General features: G+C 38.4%; 18 protein-coding genes, 1 rRNA gene and 1 riboswitch. All 19 genes read right to left on the minus strand.

What is annotated here, in order from left to right; all coding sequences use genetic code 11:
* Positions 1-40 precede the first annotated feature (40 nt).
* Positions 41-724 carry a heptaprenylglyceryl phosphate synthase gene (gene pcrB, locus ACIQ38_RS19220; protein ID WP_402826893.1) on the minus strand — a complete coding sequence of 228 codons (684 nt, stop codon included), beginning with the start codon at positions 722-724 and terminating at the stop codon, positions 41-43.
* Positions 725-820: 96 nt separating this feature from the next.
* The gene (locus ACIQ38_RS19225; protein ID WP_142607086.1) at positions 821-1,141 is read right to left on the minus strand and encodes a YerC/YecD family TrpR-related protein; all 321 of its coding nucleotides are present in this window, start codon (positions 1,139-1,141) and stop codon (positions 821-823) included.
* 29 nt (positions 1,142-1,170) lie between these two features.
* Positions 1,171-2,220 (minus strand): DUF3048 domain-containing protein, encoded by a 1,050-nt coding sequence (locus ACIQ38_RS19230; RefSeq protein WP_402826897.1) that lies wholly within the window; start codon positions 2,218-2,220, stop codon positions 1,171-1,173.
* Between the two features lie 11 nt (positions 2,221-2,231).
* Positions 2,232-3,962, minus strand: a complete 1,731-nt coding sequence (locus tag ACIQ38_RS19235) for an adenine deaminase C-terminal domain-containing protein (protein ID WP_402826900.1) — start codon at positions 3,960-3,962, stop codon at positions 2,232-2,234.
* Positions 3,963-4,359: 397 nt separating this feature from the next.
* Positions 4,360-5,619: a phosphoribosylamine--glycine ligase gene (purD, locus tag ACIQ38_RS19240; protein WP_402826903.1), complete on the minus strand. Its 1,260-nt coding sequence runs from the start codon at positions 5,617-5,619 to the stop codon at positions 4,360-4,362.
* A 16-nt stretch (positions 5,620-5,635) separates the two neighbouring features.
* Entirely contained in the window at positions 5,636-7,171 is a 1,536-nt protein-coding gene (gene purH, locus ACIQ38_RS19245; RefSeq protein WP_402826906.1) for a bifunctional phosphoribosylaminoimidazolecarboxamide formyltransferase/IMP cyclohydrolase, read from the minus strand.
* A 42-nt stretch (positions 7,172-7,213) separates the two neighbouring features.
* Positions 7,214-7,786 (minus strand): phosphoribosylglycinamide formyltransferase, encoded by a 573-nt coding sequence (gene purN, locus ACIQ38_RS19250; RefSeq protein WP_402826909.1) that lies wholly within the window; start codon positions 7,784-7,786, stop codon positions 7,214-7,216.
* Positions 7,786-8,841, minus strand: a complete 1,056-nt coding sequence (gene purM, locus ACIQ38_RS19255) for a phosphoribosylformylglycinamidine cyclo-ligase (protein WP_402826912.1) — start codon at positions 8,839-8,841, stop codon at positions 7,786-7,788. Before purM ends, purN begins: the two co-directional genes overlap by 1 nt.
* Positions 8,842-8,852: 11 nt before the next feature.
* On the minus strand, positions 8,853-10,274 hold the full coding sequence (gene purF / locus ACIQ38_RS19260; RefSeq protein WP_402826915.1) for an amidophosphoribosyltransferase: 1,422 nt from the start codon (positions 10,272-10,274) through the stop codon (positions 8,853-8,855).
* Positions 10,250-12,481 (minus strand): phosphoribosylformylglycinamidine synthase subunit PurL, encoded by a 2,232-nt coding sequence (purL, locus tag ACIQ38_RS19265; RefSeq protein WP_402826918.1) that lies wholly within the window; start codon positions 12,479-12,481, stop codon positions 10,250-10,252. The genes purF and purL overlap by 25 nt, the downstream gene beginning before the upstream one ends.
* Positions 12,465-13,151, minus strand: a complete 687-nt coding sequence (purQ, locus tag ACIQ38_RS19270) for a phosphoribosylformylglycinamidine synthase subunit PurQ (RefSeq protein WP_402826921.1) — start codon at positions 13,149-13,151, stop codon at positions 12,465-12,467. The genes purL and purQ overlap by 17 nt, the downstream gene beginning before the upstream one ends.
* On the minus strand, positions 13,148-13,402 hold the full coding sequence (gene purS / locus ACIQ38_RS19275) for a phosphoribosylformylglycinamidine synthase subunit PurS (protein WP_402826924.1): 255 nt from the start codon (positions 13,400-13,402) through the stop codon (positions 13,148-13,150). Before purS ends, purQ begins: the two co-directional genes overlap by 4 nt.
* Positions 13,399-14,115 carry a phosphoribosylaminoimidazolesuccinocarboxamide synthase gene (gene purC, locus ACIQ38_RS19280; protein WP_402826927.1) on the minus strand — a complete coding sequence of 239 codons (717 nt, stop codon included), beginning with the start codon at positions 14,113-14,115 and terminating at the stop codon, positions 13,399-13,401. The genes purS and purC overlap by 4 nt, the downstream gene beginning before the upstream one ends.
* Before the next feature lie 22 nt (positions 14,116-14,137).
* The gene (purB, locus tag ACIQ38_RS19285) at positions 14,138-15,433 is read right to left on the minus strand and encodes an adenylosuccinate lyase (protein WP_402826929.1); all 1,296 of its coding nucleotides are present in this window, start codon (positions 15,431-15,433) and stop codon (positions 14,138-14,140) included.
* Positions 15,434-15,448: 15 nt separating this feature from the next.
* A complete protein-coding gene (purK, locus tag ACIQ38_RS19290) occupies positions 15,449-16,570 on the minus strand; it encodes a 5-(carboxyamino)imidazole ribonucleotide synthase (RefSeq protein WP_402826931.1) in 1,122 nt (373 codons plus the stop codon).
* Entirely contained in the window at positions 16,567-17,055 is a 489-nt protein-coding gene (purE, locus tag ACIQ38_RS19295; protein WP_402826934.1) for a 5-(carboxyamino)imidazole ribonucleotide mutase, read from the minus strand. The genes purK and purE overlap by 4 nt, the downstream gene beginning before the upstream one ends.
* Before the next feature lie 135 nt (positions 17,056-17,190).
* Positions 17,191-17,291, minus strand: a riboswitch (purine riboswitch).
* Between the two features lie 95 nt (positions 17,292-17,386).
* A complete protein-coding gene (locus ACIQ38_RS19300; RefSeq protein ID WP_402826937.1) occupies positions 17,387-17,578 on the minus strand; it encodes an NETI motif-containing protein in 192 nt (63 codons plus the stop codon).
* Between the two features lie 156 nt (positions 17,579-17,734).
* Positions 17,735-18,691 carry a nuclease-related domain-containing protein gene (locus ACIQ38_RS19305; protein ID WP_402826940.1) on the minus strand — a complete coding sequence of 319 codons (957 nt, stop codon included), beginning with the start codon at positions 18,689-18,691 and terminating at the stop codon, positions 17,735-17,737.
* A 313-nt stretch (positions 18,692-19,004) separates the two neighbouring features.
* Positions 19,005-19,097 (minus strand): 5S ribosomal RNA (rrf, locus tag ACIQ38_RS19310); the annotation flags it as partial.

Here is a 19,097-nt window from a genome sequence, read left to right on the forward strand (position 1 = left end):
CATTTGTTCTTATTATATAATCCATTTCTTTTATATTCAACTACTGCTTAACAGCTTGTACTGTTTTTAAAGCTTCAGCTAAGTTTTCATATACTTGATTGCCTACGATGATTGTATCCGCGTATGTGGCCATCTCACGTGCTTGGGTAGCTGTTTTTATACCCCCGCCATAGTAAAGTCTCGTATTTTGAAGACCCGCCTTCACCTTTTTGACAACTTCCACATCACCGTACATTCCGCTGTATTCCATATAAAAAATAGGGAACTTAAACAAATGCTCGACCATTTGTGCATAGGCAATAATATCTTCCGCTGTTTCTGGTTGTTTAGCATTCGTTAACTTGGCAGCTTTACAATCTGGGTTTAATATACAATACCCTTCTGGAATAATCTCATCCCAGTTCATCACTTCTCCAAACTCTTTTGTTGCCGCATGGTGTAAATCCTTCACCCATTTTGTCTCTTGGCTATTTAAAACACTTGGAATAAAATAAAAATCAAAGCCAGGAGTAATCGATTCTATCGTCGATACTTCTAATGCGACAGGAACAGCATATCTTCTAATGCGCATTAACAAATCAATCACATTATCAAGCGTTACCCCGTCCGAACCTCCAATGATAATTGCATCGGTTCCAGACTCACAAACCTTTTCTAAAGCATCTGCATCGATTTCTTTTGCTGGATCCAATTTAAATATATGACGCCATTCTTTATAATCCATTTCTTCACCTACATTAAGTTAGTTAAGCACTCTTCATTATAACAAAAAAACTGAACAGAGGCTTCTGTTCAGTGGTTTACTATAGATAGTTTGAGATTATTCTTTTGACTGTTGAACCGACAATTCTTCCGGATATAGTCGACCAAGAATTTCATCATAATAATCATTACCATAATCATATGCACGTCTAACACGTGAAATAGTTGCAGTACTAGCTCCTGTTTCCTTTTTAATCGTTTCATATGTTTTTTTCAAGCGAAGTAAATGCGCAACCTCGAAACGCTGAGCAAGTGACTGGATTTCACTTATTGTACATAAATCATCAAAAAATTTATAACACTCTTCTATATTATTTAGTTCTAGAACGGCTTTAAATAATTGTTCCGTTTGATGTCCTTTTATTTTTTCAATTTGCATATTGTCTCATTCCCCTCTTACGCTTTTATTCAAGGTAAATAGTTTACCATATTTTCAAGTCCAGGATTGGTTGGTACAAAACTGATCCATGATTTTCCTGGTACCAATTTAGCTGGAACACCATTCTCTATCGGTACGAGAATCCCGTCTATGTTTTCCCATTCGATTTCCTTCATAGTCCCTGCTTGGAAAAGATACGCTTTTCCACCAGCAGTTAATGTTAGCTGCTGACGCCCTGCATTATCAATCGTTTTATGCGGTATTTCCATAAATATGACGTTCGCAATCTCTACGGCTTCCCCAGATTCCTTATCGATTGTTATGTCTCCACCAGTTTTACGTTCATATAAACCACTTTCCGGTATATATGTATATTGGTTTTGAAAACTTGCACCTGATCCATACTGAATGCTTATTGAAGATACTGGAGTTCCAATTTTTGCCCCTTCAACCGAATCATAAAATGATAGGGAAGGAATTTTGTGAATTTCCATCGATGCTCCGACTTTTTCTGCCCCAGCAAAAATATTTTCTTTGGAAATATACGAGTTATGCGGTGCTTTACGCTCTTTGGATCGCTTAAAAAGTATACCATCATATTGCATACCATTGATATTATCTACAACTCTTGCATTTAACATTTTCTGTGCATCTGGGCTATAGCCATGCGCAATATAAAAAGCATCTAATCCTTTTGCAACATCGACAAAATAATCGCGAGCACTTCTAACTGGTCCTACTACATCAGGTATATCACTTTGATAAAGCGCTAGAAATCTCGTCACATTTCCTTCTGCCAACATTTCGTAAACAATATCCGCCTGTTCAATCCCCGACTGTGGCCTAGCAATTGGATGATTATTCATCGTCACAATAATTGGCCTTTGTGTTTGTTCTTCTTCTGAACGAATGCCAGTAAAAGGTGCAACATAAGGAAGAACAACCGGTTCCTCTATTACTTCTTCCGCAATATCTTCTACCGTATCTTCCACCGGTATTACTTCTTCTACTTCTTTCTCATTTGAACAAGCAACAAGAAATAAACCAAGTATGCTTATAATCCCCCATTTTTTAAACATACAAAATCCCCCTACCTCATGACAGCTGGAAATAATACTTGTTTTTTCATGACATCGAAGATTCCTCTTTGTGTAACTCGGACATAAGGTAAATGTGTAGCTTGTAAGAATAATAATGTGTAAATGGCATCCCCATGCTTAAATCCTCTAGCCGCCAACTCTTTCTTTAAACACAATTCCTCTTCTATTAAAGCTTCCATCGGCTTATCCGACAGTATCCCACCTATAGGTAGTTTAAGTGTACAAACAACTTCTTCGTTTTCAACGATGACTATTCCGCCATTCATTTTTTTCATTTCATTGAAAGCTTGGAGCATGCTCTTTTTATTTTTTCCGATTAATATAATATCCCCAGTACTCGAATAAGAAGAAGCAAATCCTTTTAAATTCGTTGCAAAACCTTTAATAAGTGTAGAAACTTTCCACTTGCCAAGACGATCTATTAAAAGCAAGAAACTCTCATCATGTTGAGTCGAAAGTTCGTTATCGGTCGTATCAACCGTAACAGAGTACGGCTTTGTAATAACATCGTTCACCATCTCAATTCCAAAAGGCATCGAAAATTGGAAGTCATTATCAGAGAGATCAAAATTCAAATCTAAGTCTGGTATATTTGACCAATCGGTTGGTGCTAACGCATGGATTTTTTCACCATTTCGTTTTAACCAAACTCCCTTGGATAAAACACTTGTCGGGACTGGATTTAACTCATCTTCTAAGAAATTAAGCGTAGCAAACCTACCAGTTGCAATGACACCGTGTAAATTCGATAAATTATAATATTTCGCTACGTTAAATGATGCCATTAAATAAGCATCTATCGGGCTTACCCCAGCATCCAAAGCAACTTGTATACATTTATCCATTACCCCATCTAGATGAAAAGAAGGAGTAGCCCCGTCTGTCGTCATCATCAGGTGATCGAAAATTTGCAAGTCCTTTTCCAGTATCCCTTTTAATAAAATTGGCAAGTCAGGTCGTATCGATGAATGACGAAGTGTCACAGCATAACCATGAAGAATTCTTCTTTCTACTTCTTCGATAGTCATCGCTTCATGATCTCCATCCGCTCCTAGTAAACGCATACGAGCTAACGTACGCTCGGAAGCCCCGGGAAAATGACCTTCAATTTTCATTCCGTTTGTTTTTGCTTGCTGCATCCAATAAAGCATTTGATCGTCACCAGAAAGTAGTCTTGGCCATCCTGTTAACTCCCCGCCCATAATTACATCTGGACGCGCGATCCATTCTCCAACCGTTCTAGACGTAAATAATTCCTCTTCATTTTCCAGTTCAGTTTGCGAATCGAAACGTGCCCACCAATAAAAAGAAAAAGGTAATTTACTTAGTTCATCCATTATTGAAAACGCTTTCTTATTTTCAAGCATCAAAAACATTACTAAATTATCTGCGATAAATGTCGTTGTTCCTAATTGTGCTGCATAATCAGCGAATGTTTGTGGGTTGTATAGTTGGAATGGATGCACATGAGGTTCAATATAACCCGGCACAATCTTTTGACCTGTAGCATCATATACTTCTGTTTCTTTAGAAACAACTGGCATTTCTGCCCCTGTATACACAATGCGATCTTTCACAATCCAAATATTACCTGTAATCCATTTCTTTAAATGGCTATGTAAAAATGTTGCGTTTGTAATAACGATATCTGGAGGTTGTTTTCCATTTACTACTTCAATTTGACGTCTTATTTCTTCTATTTTCCAAATTGGGTATTGCATATCATCCATTCTCCTTTCTATAAGATTACTCTTACAAATAATAGTAGCATAGTACTTTAGTAAAGCAAAGTATTGAATTATTATTTTTTGTAAATTTATTCCCCAAGGATACCTAGCAAAGAAAATTTGTAATTGTACAGGCTATACTATTATAAAATAGCGTCTACTTTAATTTAACTACTTGCTACATGCACTAAATCTCAATGTTATATGTTACCATAAAATGGCTAAGAGTAACACGCGACAGTAAACTTACTATTGTAAGAATTAGTTGCTTTCAATGATAGTTTAGTTGCCCTAATCCATTTACTGGATTTATCATAACAATGTGTGACGTACTTTTCTCTCTTCACATACAAAAAAGGATATCTCCCATATGAGAGACATCCTTTTTAGATTATTGAAATGTTCTCCAGCCAATATCTGTTCGGAAGAATAAACCGTTCCATTCTAACTTAGACAAGCCATCATACACTTTTTGCCCGGCTTCTTTGAGTGTGGATTCACTCGCGGCAACTAAAATCACACGACCGCCATTTGCCACATAGTCTTCACCATCCGCTTTTGTACCTGCGTGGAAAACATAAAGACCAGCTTCTTCTAAAATAGAAAGGTCGGGAAGTTTAGCACCTTTTTTCACATTCGCAGGATAGCCTTCTGATGCGATGACCACACCTAACATTTCTGCATCCGACCATTCTAGCTCAAAAGGTTGTCCATCCATAAGCGCCATCATAAATGCACCAAAGTCACTTGTCATACGAGGTAGAACTACTTGAGTTTCAGGATCACCGAAACGAGCATTAAACTCGATTACTTTAGGTCCATCATTCGTAATTATAAGTCCCGCATATAAAATACCTGTAAATGGGGTTCCTTCTGCCTCCATCGCTTTTACTGTTGGCACGACAATTGTTTCGTAAGCAAGCTCTACTATATTTTGTGCAATTTGAGGAACTGGGGAATACGCCCCCATCCCCCCAGTATTCGGTCCTTTATCTCCGTCATATGCACGTTTATGATCTTGTGCAATAACCATTGGATAAATTTGGCCATCATGTACAAATGACATGTAGGAAATTTCTTCGCCTTCTAGAAACTCTTCAATTACTACACTAGAAGAAGATTCACCAAATAACTGATTGCCAATCATATCTTCAACAGCAGTGTTTGCTTCTTCCACCGTCATGGCAACAACAACGCCTTTACCAGCAGCAAGCCCGTCCGCTTTAACAACAATTGGAGCCCCAAGTTTTTCAATATATGCTTTTGCTTTGTCTACTTCCGTAAATGTTTCATAGGCAGCAGTTGGGATTGAATATTTTTTCATAAGCTCTTTAGCAAAAGATTTACTACCTTCGATCTGCGCTGCTAGTTTCGTAGGTCCAAAAGCACGAAGGCCACGTTCTGTAAAGTAATCAACAATTCCACCGACAAGTGGTTGCTCGGGTCCAACAAAGGTAAGATCAATCGCATTTTCTTTTGCAAATTGTGCCAAATCTTCAAATGCCATTACATCGATTGGAACAATTACTGCATCGTTTGTCATCCCTGCATTACCAGGTGCTACAAATACTTTATCGACAGAAGGAGAATTATTAAATTGCTTTGCTATTGCATGCTCACGACCGCCACTTCCAATAACAAGAATCTTCATATTCGATGGGCCTCCCTTAATGTTTGAAATGACGAACGCCAGTGAATACCATTGCAATTCCGTATTCATTTGCTTTATCGATAGAATCTTGGTCTTTTACAGATCCACCAGTTTGAATAATTGCTGTAATCCCTGCCTTAGCAGCAGTTTCTACTGTATCGTTCATTGGGAAAAATGCATCTGATGCAAGTCCTGCTCCTTTTGCACGCTCTCCCGCTTGTTCTAGTGCAATTTTTGCCGATCCCACGCGGTTCATTTGTCCGGCACCAACACCAATTGTCATATCTTCAGTAGCTACTACAATTGCATTAGATTTCACGTGTTTTACAACATTCCAACCAAGCTCTAATGCTTTCCATTCTTCTGCAGTTGGTTCACGGTCTGTTACTACTTTTACGTCTGCATCTTTCAATCCGAAAGTATCTGGTGACTGAACTAATAGTCCACCTTCTACAGACACTGTGTTCCAAGCATCTTTTTTCGTTTGTTCATAAGAAATAGTTAGTAGACGAATATTTTTCTTAGCAGTTAACATTGCAATTGCATCTTCTGAGAATGAAGGTGCAATGATTATTTCTAAGAAAATACCAGCCAATACTTTTGCAGTATCTGCATCTACTTCACGATTTAAAGCAACAATTCCACCGAAAATAGAAGTAGAGTCCGCTTCATATGCTTTGTTGAAAGCGTCAGAAATTGTTTCACCAGTTCCAACTCCACAAGGATTCATATGTTTTACTGCTACAGCAGCAGGTTTTTCAAATTCTTTCACGATTTGAATTGCAGCATTTGCATCTTGAATATTGTTATAAGAAAGTTCTTTACCATGTAATTGTGTAGCAGAAGCAATTGAGAAATCTGATCCAAGTGGACGTTTGTAAAATGCTGCTTTTTGATGCGGGTTTTCCCCGTAGCGTAATGATTGTTTTCGTTCATATGTAAGAGTCAACAATTCAGGAAATTCTTCCCCTGTTAAATCTGTCATATAGCTCGCGATTAATGCGTCATATGCAGCAGTATGACGGAATACTTTTGCAGCTAACTTGCGGCGTGTTTCAAGTGTCGTTTCGCCAGTTTCTTTTAATTGGGCTAATACTTCCTCATAGTCAGAAGCATCTGTTACAACTGTTACGTATTGATGGTTTTTAGCCGCTGAACGTAGCATCGATGGACCACCGATATCGATATTTTCAATTGCATCTTCAAATGCAACATCTGGTTTGGAAATTGTTTCACGGAAAGGATATAAGTTTACACATACTACTTGAATTGGTGTAATACTATGCTCCTCCAGCTGTGCTTGGTGAGAAGGATCATCATGTTTTGCTAATAGTCCACCGTGAATCATTGGGTTCAATGTTTTTACTCGACCATCCAAAATTTCTGGAAAGTTTGTTACTTGGTCAACTGATGTTATTGCTACTCCATTTTGTTCTAAAAATGCTTTTGTCCCACCAGTTGATAAAATTTCATACCCAAGGCTTTCCAACTCTTTTGCAAATTCGAGAATTCCTGATTTATCTGAAACACTAAGTAAAGCACGTTTTGACACGTTAATTCCTCCTAATATTTAAGGTAGAAAAGCCGGTAAAAACTACCGGCTCCATAACTCTTGTAATGTTTTTGTATATAGTTCATGCTCTACCGCATGGATACGTTCTTCCGTTTGTTCTCTACTGCCATCGACTACTTCAATAGCTGCTTGTGCTAAAATTGGACCAGTATCCATTCCGGCATCTACATAGTGCACGGTTACCCCTGTTATCTTCACCCCATGCTCCATTGCTTGTCCAATGGCATCTTTTCCTGGAAACGCTGGTAGCAATGAAGGATGAATATTAATAATCCGGCTTGGATACGCTTCGAGTAAAACATTTCCGATTAAACGCATATATCCGGCAAGAATAATCCACTCTACATCAAGCTTAGTTAGCTTTTGTAAAACAGCTTGCTCATACGCTTCTTTTGAGGGAAAGCTTGAAGGTTTAATGGCAAGTGTCTCAATACCAGCAATACGCGCACGTTCTACTACATACGCATCTGGCTTATCTGTCACTACAAGCGATATAGTGCCAGATAAATGTCCAGCTTCGGTTGCATCATAAATAGCTTGAAAATTACTGCCACTTCCTGATGCAAATACTGCAAATTTCGGTTTACCAGCCATTACACTAAACTCCCGTCATGTGTTCCGTTGAATAAAACACCTTCACCTTTCACAACACGACCGATTGTATATGCTTTTTCCCCATGAGCTTCAGCGATAGCAATTGCTCTATCTGCTTCTTCCGCAGATAATGCAAGTACAAAACCAATACCCATATTAAACACATTATATAAATCTCGGTCCGTAAGCTCGCCTTTTTCTTTCAAAAGATTGAAAATAGGGAGTACTTCCCATGAACCCAACTCCACTTCAACTGCCAAACCTTCTGGCATCATACGCGGTAGGTTTTCATAAAAACCACCACCTGTAACATGAGCCATTCCGTGAATAGCAAGTTCATTATGCATTTCCATAACAGGCTTTGCATAAATCTTTGTAGGTGTTAGAAGTGCTTTTCCAATTTCTCCAAGCCCTTCATAACCAGCAACTACTGTATCAGCAGAATAACCTTGCTCTTCAAATACTATTTTACGTACAAGTGAATAGCCATTGGAATGGACACCACTAGAAGCAATACCAACTAGTACGTCGCCTTCTGCAATTTTTTCACCCGTAACAATTTTCGATTTTTCACAAGCTCCAACTGCAAATCCAGCTAGATCATACTCATCTTCTTCATAGAGACCAGGCATTTCAGCTGTTTCCCCGCCGATTAATGCTGCACCAGATTGAACACAACCATCTGCAACGCCTTTGACGATTTGCTCAATACGTTCAGGAACTGCTTTTCCAACTGCAACATAATCAAGGAAAAATAAAGGCTGTGCACCTTGTGCCACGATATCATTCACACACATTGCAACACAATCTACCCCAATTGTATCGTGTGAATCTGTCATGAACGCAAGCTTTAACTTCGTACCAACGCCATCCGTTCCTGAAATAAGAACCGGTTCTTTATAGTTTAATGAAGACAAGTCGAACATTCCACCGAACCCACCAAAAGTACCCATGATACCTTTTCTAGCTGTACGTTCGACATGTGATTTCATTCGCTGAACTGCTTCATAGCCGGCTTCAATATTAACGCCTGCCTTTTCATATGCTTTTGACATGTATAATCCTCCTATCGAACAAGCTCTTTTTCATGTGGTAATTTTGTATTTGGTTTAATTGGAGTCGGATACTCACCAGTGAAACAAGCTAAACAATGACCGCAGTTTTTTCCTTCATCCGTTCGACCAATCGCTTCTACCATACCTTCTACTGATAAAAAGGAAAGTGAGTCTGCACCAATTAGTTCGCGCATTTCTTCCACACTATTATTAGAAGCGATTAGTTCTGAATCTGTACTAATATCTATTCCATAAAAACAAGGACTTTTTAATGGCGGTGAACTAATCACAACATGTACTTCTGCTGCTCCTGCTTCTTTCAACATTTTCACAATACGTTTGGAAGTAGTCCCACGCACGATGGAATCATCCACCATTACTACACGTTTTCCGGCTACAACTTGACGTACTGGTGAAAGTTTCATCTTCACTCCGCGCTCACGTAGATCTTGTGATGGTTGTATGAAAGTACGTCCTACATAGCGGTTTTTAATAAGCCCCATCTCATATGGAATTCCAGAAGCTTCTGAAAATCCAATAGCTGCTGAAATACTAGAATCTGGAACCCCAGTAATAATATCTGCATCTACTTGAATCTCTTTTGCAAGCTGCTTCCCAAGTCGTTTTCTTGCCATATGAATATTAATACCGTCTATGTTGGAGTCAGGTCGAGAGAAATAGACATACTCCATTGTACAAATCGCTCGCTCTGCTGGCTCCGAAAAACGTTCTGAACGTACACCTTCATCATTAATAATAAGTAGTTCACCAGGTTCAACGGAACGAATAACATCTGCACCGATTAAATCAAATGCACTTGTTTCAGAAGCTACTACCCAAGCATCTCCTAACTTTCCTAATGAAAGTGGACGCATACCGTGTGGGTCCTGGGCTACTAATAATTTATCCTCTGTTAAAATAACGACTGCAAATGCACCATCTAATAGTCGAAGCGCTTCTTTCGCACGATCTACTACCGAATTATGGTGACTTTTTTTCAACAAATGTGCAATTACTTCTGTATCAGAAGTCGTTTGAAAAATACTACCTTGCTGCTCCAAATTGCGTTTTAAACGACCCGCATTGACGATGTTTCCATTATGTGCGATTGCCAGACTTCCAGTAGTCGAATTAAAAAGAAGTGGTTGCACATTTTCAAGACCCGATCCACCTGCAGTTGCATAACGAACATGTGCAACTCCAGCTTTTCCTTCTAGTTTTTCAAGCTTTCCATTACTGAAGACATCATTTACTAAGCCTTCACCTTTGACAGCTCGTAAAATTTGTCCGTCTGTTACGACAATTCCAGCGCCTTCTTGACCTCGATGTTGAAGCGCATGCAATCCATAATAACTCATCGGTGCAGGATCTGGATGTCCCCAAATTCCGAAAACACCACATTCTTCGTTTAAGCCTCTGATTTCAGCAAGCATGGTATTGCCCCTTTCCAAGCGGAACGGAATTCGTCAACAGAACCGCTAATCCATTCAGTTCCGTCTTCGTTAGAAATAATTACTTTATTTGAATCTGTTACAGCACCAATTTGTACTGCATCTTTTGCGATTTCTTCAAATTTAGCTGCATTTTCAGGTTTAACCGTTACAAGGAAACGTGATTGAGATTCGCTAAACAATGCTGTTGTAGCAGAGCCATTAATAGTAACTTCCACTCCAAGACCATTTGCACCGAACGCTTTTTCTGACAACGCAACTGCAAGTCCACCTTCTGCAATATCATGCGCAGATTGTACAACACCCGCTTGAATAGCTGAAAGTAATGCTTTTTGACGAGCCGCTTCTACTTCTAAATCAATCGAAGGTGCTTGACCAAAAATACGTTTTTCTACTAATTTTTGAAGCTCAGATCCACCAAATTCTGTTTTCGTTTCACCGATTACATATACGATATCTCCAGCTTGCTTCACGTCTTGAGTTGTTACATGTGCTAAATCTTCTACAAGTCCAACTAAACCAATTGTAGGTGTTGGGTAAACCGCTGTACCGCTACGCTCGTTATACAATGAAACGTTACCACCGATAACTGGTGAATCTAATGCGATACATGCTTCTGAAATACCATCAGCAGATTTTTCTAACTGCCAGAAAATTTCTGGGTTTTCTGGATTACCAAAGTTTAAGCAGTCTGTAATTGCAAGTGGTTTCGCACCAGAACATACGACGTTACGTGCAGCTTCTGCTACAGCGATTTTCCCACCTACTACTGGATCTAAATAGATGTATCTTGAATTACAATCTGTTGTCATTGCTAATCCTTTATTCGTGCCACGTACACGTACTACAGCAGCATCAGAACCTGGTGTTACTACAGTACTCGTACGTACTTGGTAGTCATATTGATCATAAACCCATTCTTTAGAAGCAATTGTCGGTTGTTGTAATAGGTTAAGAAGTGTCTCTTTATAATCCGTGACTTTCGGCTCCACGTTTTCCATTGCTTGATATTCTGTATAGTAAGCAGGTACAGATGAAGGCTTGTAATACACTGGTGCTTCTTCTGCTAATGCATCTGCTGGAACTTCTGCAACAACTTCTCCGTTATGAATTAGGCGAAGCATTTTATCGTTTGTTACTTTACCTACCGCTACACAATCTAAGCCGTACTTATCAAAAATTTTCACGATTTCTTCTTCGCGACCTTTTTTCACGACGATTAACATACGTTCTTGTGATTCAGAAAGCATCATTTCATATGCAGTCATACCTGTCTCACGTTGAGGAATATAATCTAAGTTTAATTCCACACCATGACCAGCTTTCGAAGCCATTTCAGCTGATGAAGATGTTAATCCAGCAGCACCCATATCTTGAATTCCGATAAGAGCATCTGATTTTACAACTTCTAAACAAGCTTCCAGTAAAAGTTTCTCCATAAATGGATCTCCAACTTGTACTGCTGGACGCTTTTCTTCCGAAGCTTCTGTCAATTCTTCCGATGCGAATGTTGCTCCGTGGATACCATCACGACCAGTTTTTGCTCCAGCATACATGACCGTATTGCCTTCACCAGCTGCAATCCCTTTTTGAATATCTTCATGATTGATCAAACCTACGCACATTGCGTTAACTAGTGGATTCCCTTCATAACAAGGGTCAAATTGGATTTCTCCACCAACCGTTGGAATACCGATACAGTTACCGTAACCAGCAATCCCTGCTACTACTTCTTCAAATAAGTATTTCACACGTGGTGTTTTTAACTCACCGAAGCGAAGTGAATTTAGCATTGCAATTGGACGAGCTCCCATTGAAAATACATCACGGATAATACCGCCAACACCAGTTGCCGCTCCTTGGTAAGGTTCGATTGCAGATGGGTGATTATGAGATTCCATTTTGAAAACAACTGCTTGACCGTCACCGATATCTACAATTCCTGCACCTTCACCAGGTCCTTGAAGTACTTGGGGACCTTTTGTAGGGAATTTACGCAATACAGGTTTCGAATTTTTATAAGAGCAATGCTCCGACCACATTACAGAAAAAAGACCAGTTTCCGTATAGTTTGGAAGACGTCCTAAAATCTTTTCAGCCATGTCAAATTCTTCGTCTGACATACCCATTTGTGTATATATTTTTTGTTCTTTAATTTGCTCCGGATTTGGTTCAAGCATGATTGACATGAGATTCCCTCCACTGTTTCACTATTGATTTGAATAATGCTAGCCCGTCTGATCCGCCCATAATATCGTTAGCAGCACGTTCTGGGTGAGGCATCATTCCTAAGACGTTTCCTCTTTCATTCACAATACCTGCGATGTCTTCAATACTACCGTTTGGATTTTCAGAAGCATATGTGAAAACGATTTGGTTGTTTTCTTTTAAACGAGTAAGTGTTTCTTCATCGCAATAATAGTTTCCTTCACCGTGCGCGATAGGAATTTGAATTACTTCGCCTTTTGAATACTCACTTGTAAATTGCGTTTCATTGTTTTCTACTTTTAGACCAACTGTACGACACATGAATTTAAGATTTTTATTGCGTAGTAACGCTCCAGGTAGAAGACCAGCTTCGGTTAATACTTGGAATCCATTACATACACCTAAAACTGGTTTACCTGCTTCAGCAGCTTTTACCACTTCGGACATAACATTCGAGAAACGAGAAATCGCTCCGCAACGTAAGTAGTCTCCATAAGAGAACCCACCTGGTAATAAAACACCATCGAATCCGCTTAGATCTGTTTCATCATGCCAAACGTACTCTACTTCTTCCCCGAGCTCGTCTTTAATGGCATGATACATATCTAAATCACAGTTCGATCCTGGAAAAACGATAACTGCGAACTTCATTTGCCAGCTACCTCCTCAACTTCATAACGGTAGTCTTCGATAACTGTATTTGTAAGTAATTTTTCACACATTTCTTTTACGATTGCATCTAAATCACGATCTGACTCTTCGATTTGAAGCTCTAAAAACTTGCCGATACGAACATCTGAAACTTCTTTATAGTTCATAGAGTGAAGAGCACCCATAACTGCTGAACCTTGTGGATCTAGAACACTTTCACGTAATGTTACATATACTTTAACTTTTTTCATTTGAATAGTCCTCCTAGTCGGGAAAGTATGATTTCATAAACATCTGTTAAACTACCTAAATTACGTCTAAATACATCTTTATCAAGCTTGTTATTTGTTTCATCGTCCCATAGTCTGCAAGTATCCGGAGAGATTTCATCTGCAAGCAGTATTTCACCATTTGTAGTCTTTCCAAATTCTAGTTTCATATCGATTAGTGTTACACCGATTTCTTTGAAAATCGGCTGTAACACTTTGTTAATCTCCAGTGCTTTTGTTTTGATCGTCTCTATTTCTTCTGGTGTTGCAAGTTCTAGTAATGCAAGATGAGCATCTGTAAGTAACGGATCTCCGAGATCATCATCTTTGTAGTATAATTCTACAATCGGATGACTTAGAGTTGTTCCTTCTGCGAATCCTAGTCTTTTTGCTAAACTACCTGCAGCTACATTTCGAACAACTACCTCTAAAGGAATGATCTCTACTTTTCTTACAAGTTGTTCATTTTCTGAAATTTGCTCGATGAAATGGGAGTCAATACCATGCTGTTTTAATTGGTTAAAAAGAATCGTTGTGATTTTATTGTTTAAATTTCCTTTACCAACAATTTCTTCTTTTTTCTCTCCATTAAAGGCTGTAGCACTATCTTTATAAGATACAAATAGGATATTTTCATCTTCTGTTGCAAATAATTGTTTTGCTTTACCTTCGTATAATAGACGACCTTTTTCCACTGTGAATTCCTCCGAATATTGATTAATTTAGTCCTAAACGCTCAAAAATCATGTCCACATGCTGAATGTGATAATTGTAATCAAAGCAATCATCCAGTTCTTCTTTTGAAAGTAGTGAAGTGATTTTTTCTTCCGCATCTACAAATGTGCGGAAAGCTGTTTGCGATTCCCAAGCTTTCATGGCAAGTGGCTGCACTGTGTCATACGCTTCTTCACGAGCCAAACCTTTGTCGATTAGTGCAAGTAGCACACGTTGGGAATAAATTAATCCTAATGTGGAATCCATATTACGTTTCATATTTTCTGGGAACACCGTTAAATTCTTCACAATATTACTGAAACGATTTAACATATAGTTCAGTGCGATTGTTGCATCCGGTAAAATTACACGTTCTGCAGACGAATGAGAAATATCTCTTTCATGCCATAACGATACATTTTCATACGCTGTCATCATATAACCACGTATCAATCTTGCAAGTCCTGTCATATTCTCAGAACCAATCGGATTGCGCTTATGAGGCATAGCAGAAGAACCTTTTTGACCTTTTGCAAAGAACTCTTCTACTTCACGAGTTTCTGATTTTTGTAAACCACGAATTTCTGTCGCAAACTTTTCAATTGAAGTTGCGATTAAAGCCAATGTACTCATATATTGTGCGTGACGGTCGCGTTGCAATGTTTGAGTAGAAATTGGAGATGCTGCAAGACCTAAGTTTTCACAAACATATTTCTCAACAAATGGATCGATGTTTGCATATGTTCCTACTGCACCAGACATTTTCCCAGTTTCAATCACTTTTGCCGCAGCTTCGAAACGGTCTAAGTTACGTTTCATCTCTTCTGTCCAAAGTGCAAGTTTTAAACCGAAAGTAGTTGGTTCTGCATGCACACCATGCGTGCGTCCCATCATTACTGTGTACTTATGTTCTTTTGCTTTATTTTCTAAGATTTCGATAAAGTTTAAAATGTCTTTACGAATAATGACATTTGCTTGTTTGATTAAGTAAGAAAGAGCTGTGTCCACTACGTCAGTCGATGTTAATCCGTAATGAACCCATTTCCGTTCTTCTCCTAATGTTTCCGAAACTGCACGAGTAAATGCTACTACGTCATGTCTTGTTTCTTGCTCTATTTCTAAAATACGGTCCACATTGAATGATGCATTTTTTCGAAGTGCCACAACATCTTCTTTTGGAATATCGCCAATTTCAGCCCATGCTTCACAAGCTAATATTTCTACTTCTAACCAAGCATTGTATTTGTTTTCTTCAGTCCAAATGGCACCCATCTCCGGGCGAGTATAGCGTTCAATCATTCAAGTTCCTCCTGATTAAGACCAGATTTTAGATTGTTCAATTTCTTCTATAGTTTGTTCAATATTAGTTGAAAGAATCGTAACATGTCCCATTTTGCGGTTGGTTTTTGCTTCGTTTTTTCCATAAAGGTGAACAGACCAGTTTGGATATTTACTTATAGAATTTGTAAGTGCTATTACATGCTGCCCAAGAATATTTACCATTACTGTATTAGTCCAAAGCTTTGGCTCACGTAATGGCCAACCACACACCGCTCGAACATGTTGATGGAATTGCGAAATATTACATGCCTCTATCGAATAGTGACCAGAGTTATGTGGTCGTGGAGCCAATTCATTAATAAGAATTTCTTGTTCCTCTAAAACGAACATTTCCACTGCAAGCGTTCCAACTAGGTTTAAATGATTAGCGATTCTATTTGCAGCTTCCATTGCTTTATCGGCAAGCGCCGTATCAATGCGAGCCGGTACAATTGTTTCGTGCAAAATATGATTTACATGAACATTTTCCCCAATTGGTAAGCAATACGTTTGTCCTTCACCGTTTCGTTGAACAATGACCGATATTTCTTTCGTAAACGGAACAAATGCCTCCGCAATACAAGCAGAGTGTTCAAAAAGTGATTTAGCGAGCGGTAGCTCCTCTTTTGAATGGATTGTTTGTTGTCCTTTGCCATCGTATCCACCACGAGAAGTTTTTACGACACAAGGAAATCCAACTTCATCAATTCGTTGTTCAAGTTCTTCGAAACTACTTGCTTCGACAAATTTCGCAACTGGTACGCCAGCAGCCTGCAATTCTGTTTTTTCTAGTATGCGATCTTGCGTAATTTTTACAAGTTCTGCACCTTGAGGAACATAGGCAATTTGTGATAGTCGTTTCAAACCTTCATAATCAATATTTTCAAATTCATAGGTAATTACATCACTTACTTCTGCAAGTTCCTCTAGCGCTGCTTCATCATCATACGGTGCAACAATGCGGATATCTGCAACTTGACCACAAGGTGAGTCCATCGTCGGCTCCAATACCGCTACTTTATAGCCTGCTTCTTTTGCGGCTAATGCCATCATACGACCGAGTTGTCCACCACCGATAATTCCAATAGTTTGTCCCGGATAAATTACTTTAGTCATTGTAGTTCACCGTTACTTTCAAATACTTTGTTTTTCGTATCTTCTCTTCGTTTTTCTAATCGCTCTGCTATTTCTACATCTTGGATAGAAAGAATTTGTGCAGCTAATAATCCAGCATTCGTTGCTCCTGCTTTTCCGATTGCTACTGTCGCAACTGGCACCCCGCCTGGCATTTGCACAATCGATAATAACGAATCTAATCCATTCAGTGCTTTAGATTGTACCGGAACTCCGATAACAGGCAGCGTCGTCTTTGCTGCTACCATCCCTGGTAAATGTGCAGCTCCCCCAGCTCCTGCAATAATTACTTGAATTCCACGTGTTCGCGCCTGCTCTGCATATTCAAACATCAAGTCTGGCGTACGATGTGCAGAGACTACTTGTTTTTCGTACGGTATATTTAGTTCATCCAGGATTTCACAGCTATGTTTCATTGTTTCCCAATCACTAGAACTACCCATAATTACACCAATTTTTGCGCTCATTATATTCGTCCCTTCTTAAACAAAAAATTCCCCAAATAAACTACTCTCTACGGAAGAAAAGCAGTTTACTTGAGGAATTTAATTGCTTAGTTTGTGTCATTAATAACATACGCGAACACATCCTTTTAGCATAATCCAAAAGTTGCTTTCCCTCATAGTCCTGTCATTTACGGTGACATGGTAGAGACGCTAAAGCCAATTCTTTAGCATATATGGGGATATAATTGTCTGTTGCTATTCATATTTTAACAAGACTAACAAGTGACGTCAACACAAAAATGCGAACGATATATTTTAATTAAAAATTATTGTTCGGTTTTTGACATTATTTTTATATATTTTTCTCTTTTATACCTTTTAACATGATTAATTGTTTAACCGGAACTGGTTGCCCATTTACCTCTGCAAAGATCGGTTCTTCTTTTCTACCGGCAATTTGAAAGCCCTGTTGTTCCATTCTTTCTATACATGCTGTGATACTTTCATTTTCCTCTACTTCAAACCATTTCGTTTCTTTTTTCATAGCCAGCCGACCTCCTATATCTTATAAGAATAACTTATGTACTCAATTTCATCAATTGAGAATGGGGTTTAGAGTTGGGTTGGAGAGAGTTGTCTAGGTTTGGGGAGAGATTGTCCAAGTTCTGTGCTAGATTGTCCAGACTTGATATACGACTGTTTAACTTCGGTATTTCTCATCTATTCTTCCCTTCCAGTTATCTAATTTTTCCCATCCTAAGATATAATGCGTAGTATTTTTGGATTTTCCTTTTCTAGTAAGATTCATTGAATTCAATATTCTACTTGCTAACTGATGAGATTCTATACACAAAAAGCTCCTACATTCTTTATTTGTAATCTTCTTCGAAACTAATGCAAACCACTCATAGACCGTATATTTGTGAGCTAATCTATCAATATTTCCACAGTTTGAACAATTCCATCCATTACTCTTCTTAATCATTTCGAATCTTCCACATTTATCACATTTAACCCCTGTAATTAACTCAGCAGGGTCAATCCCCCATTTCTTGCACATGGGAAATGGAATATAAGGCTGATCATGTTGCATTATTGCTACTGCTACTTCTTTCATTTGAGTTACAGTTAAATATTCTTTCTGTCTTTGCAATTTTCTTATATAAACTGGAATATTTAATGCATAAATAACAGAGGTATGATTTGGAGCTTTCATCACAATAGATTTAGTACTACTAAAGATAATTACACCTACAATAGGAATATTTATCCCACGCTTATTCAACCATTCCCTCAATAAATAAATGTTCCTATCTACTTGTATTTCGGGACTCCCAAATGAAAATGGATCTTGGTTTCGGGAGTCTAATTCGCGTTTCAAACAAGGTGGGTCATTTTCAAAGAACAATTTTCCCAATATATTCTTACTCTCTAGGATGACTACAAAATACTGACATATGAACAGTGTATCAATCTGGAATTTCCCATTTGAAGTTAAGTTTACATCATGTAAAATTTTATAGTAAAAAGGAAAATCGTATTTTTCAAATACATCTTCTACAGTTGCTTCTCCTATAATACCTGCTTTTGCTGCTCTCAGTTTCGAATTAATGACACTCTTCATCGTATGATCATTTGGCAAACGTTCATAAAGCATTTGTAAGCCTAAGTATTTATAATTTGTTGTGCGTTTTTATTAATCAAGTCATCACTCCTTTTTTGCATATTAACACATTTTAAATAAAAGTAAATTTACTTAAAAAGAGAACAATTCTTTTATTATCACTAAAGCAAGGTGAGAATTGAATTTTGTCGCATAATATGAAGTCAAAATCCAATTTCACTTATTTTTTATTGATGAAAAATGTCATTATTTCCTGGGAAATGTCGCTTTAAAGTTAAAGCTTCTATATTATTTTAGAAGAACAAAAAAGCCGCTACCGATTATTCGGTAACGACTTTTTTAATGTGCCCAGCGACGTCCTACTCTCACAGGGGGAAACCCCCAACTACCATCGGCGCAAAAGAGCTTAACTTCCGTGTTCGGTATGGGAACGGGTGTG

The sequence above is a fragment of the Psychrobacillus sp. NPDC096389 genome, assembly GCF_044762855.1.
In the GTDB taxonomy this organism is placed as follows: Bacteria; Bacillota; Bacilli; order Bacillales_A; family Planococcaceae; genus Psychrobacillus.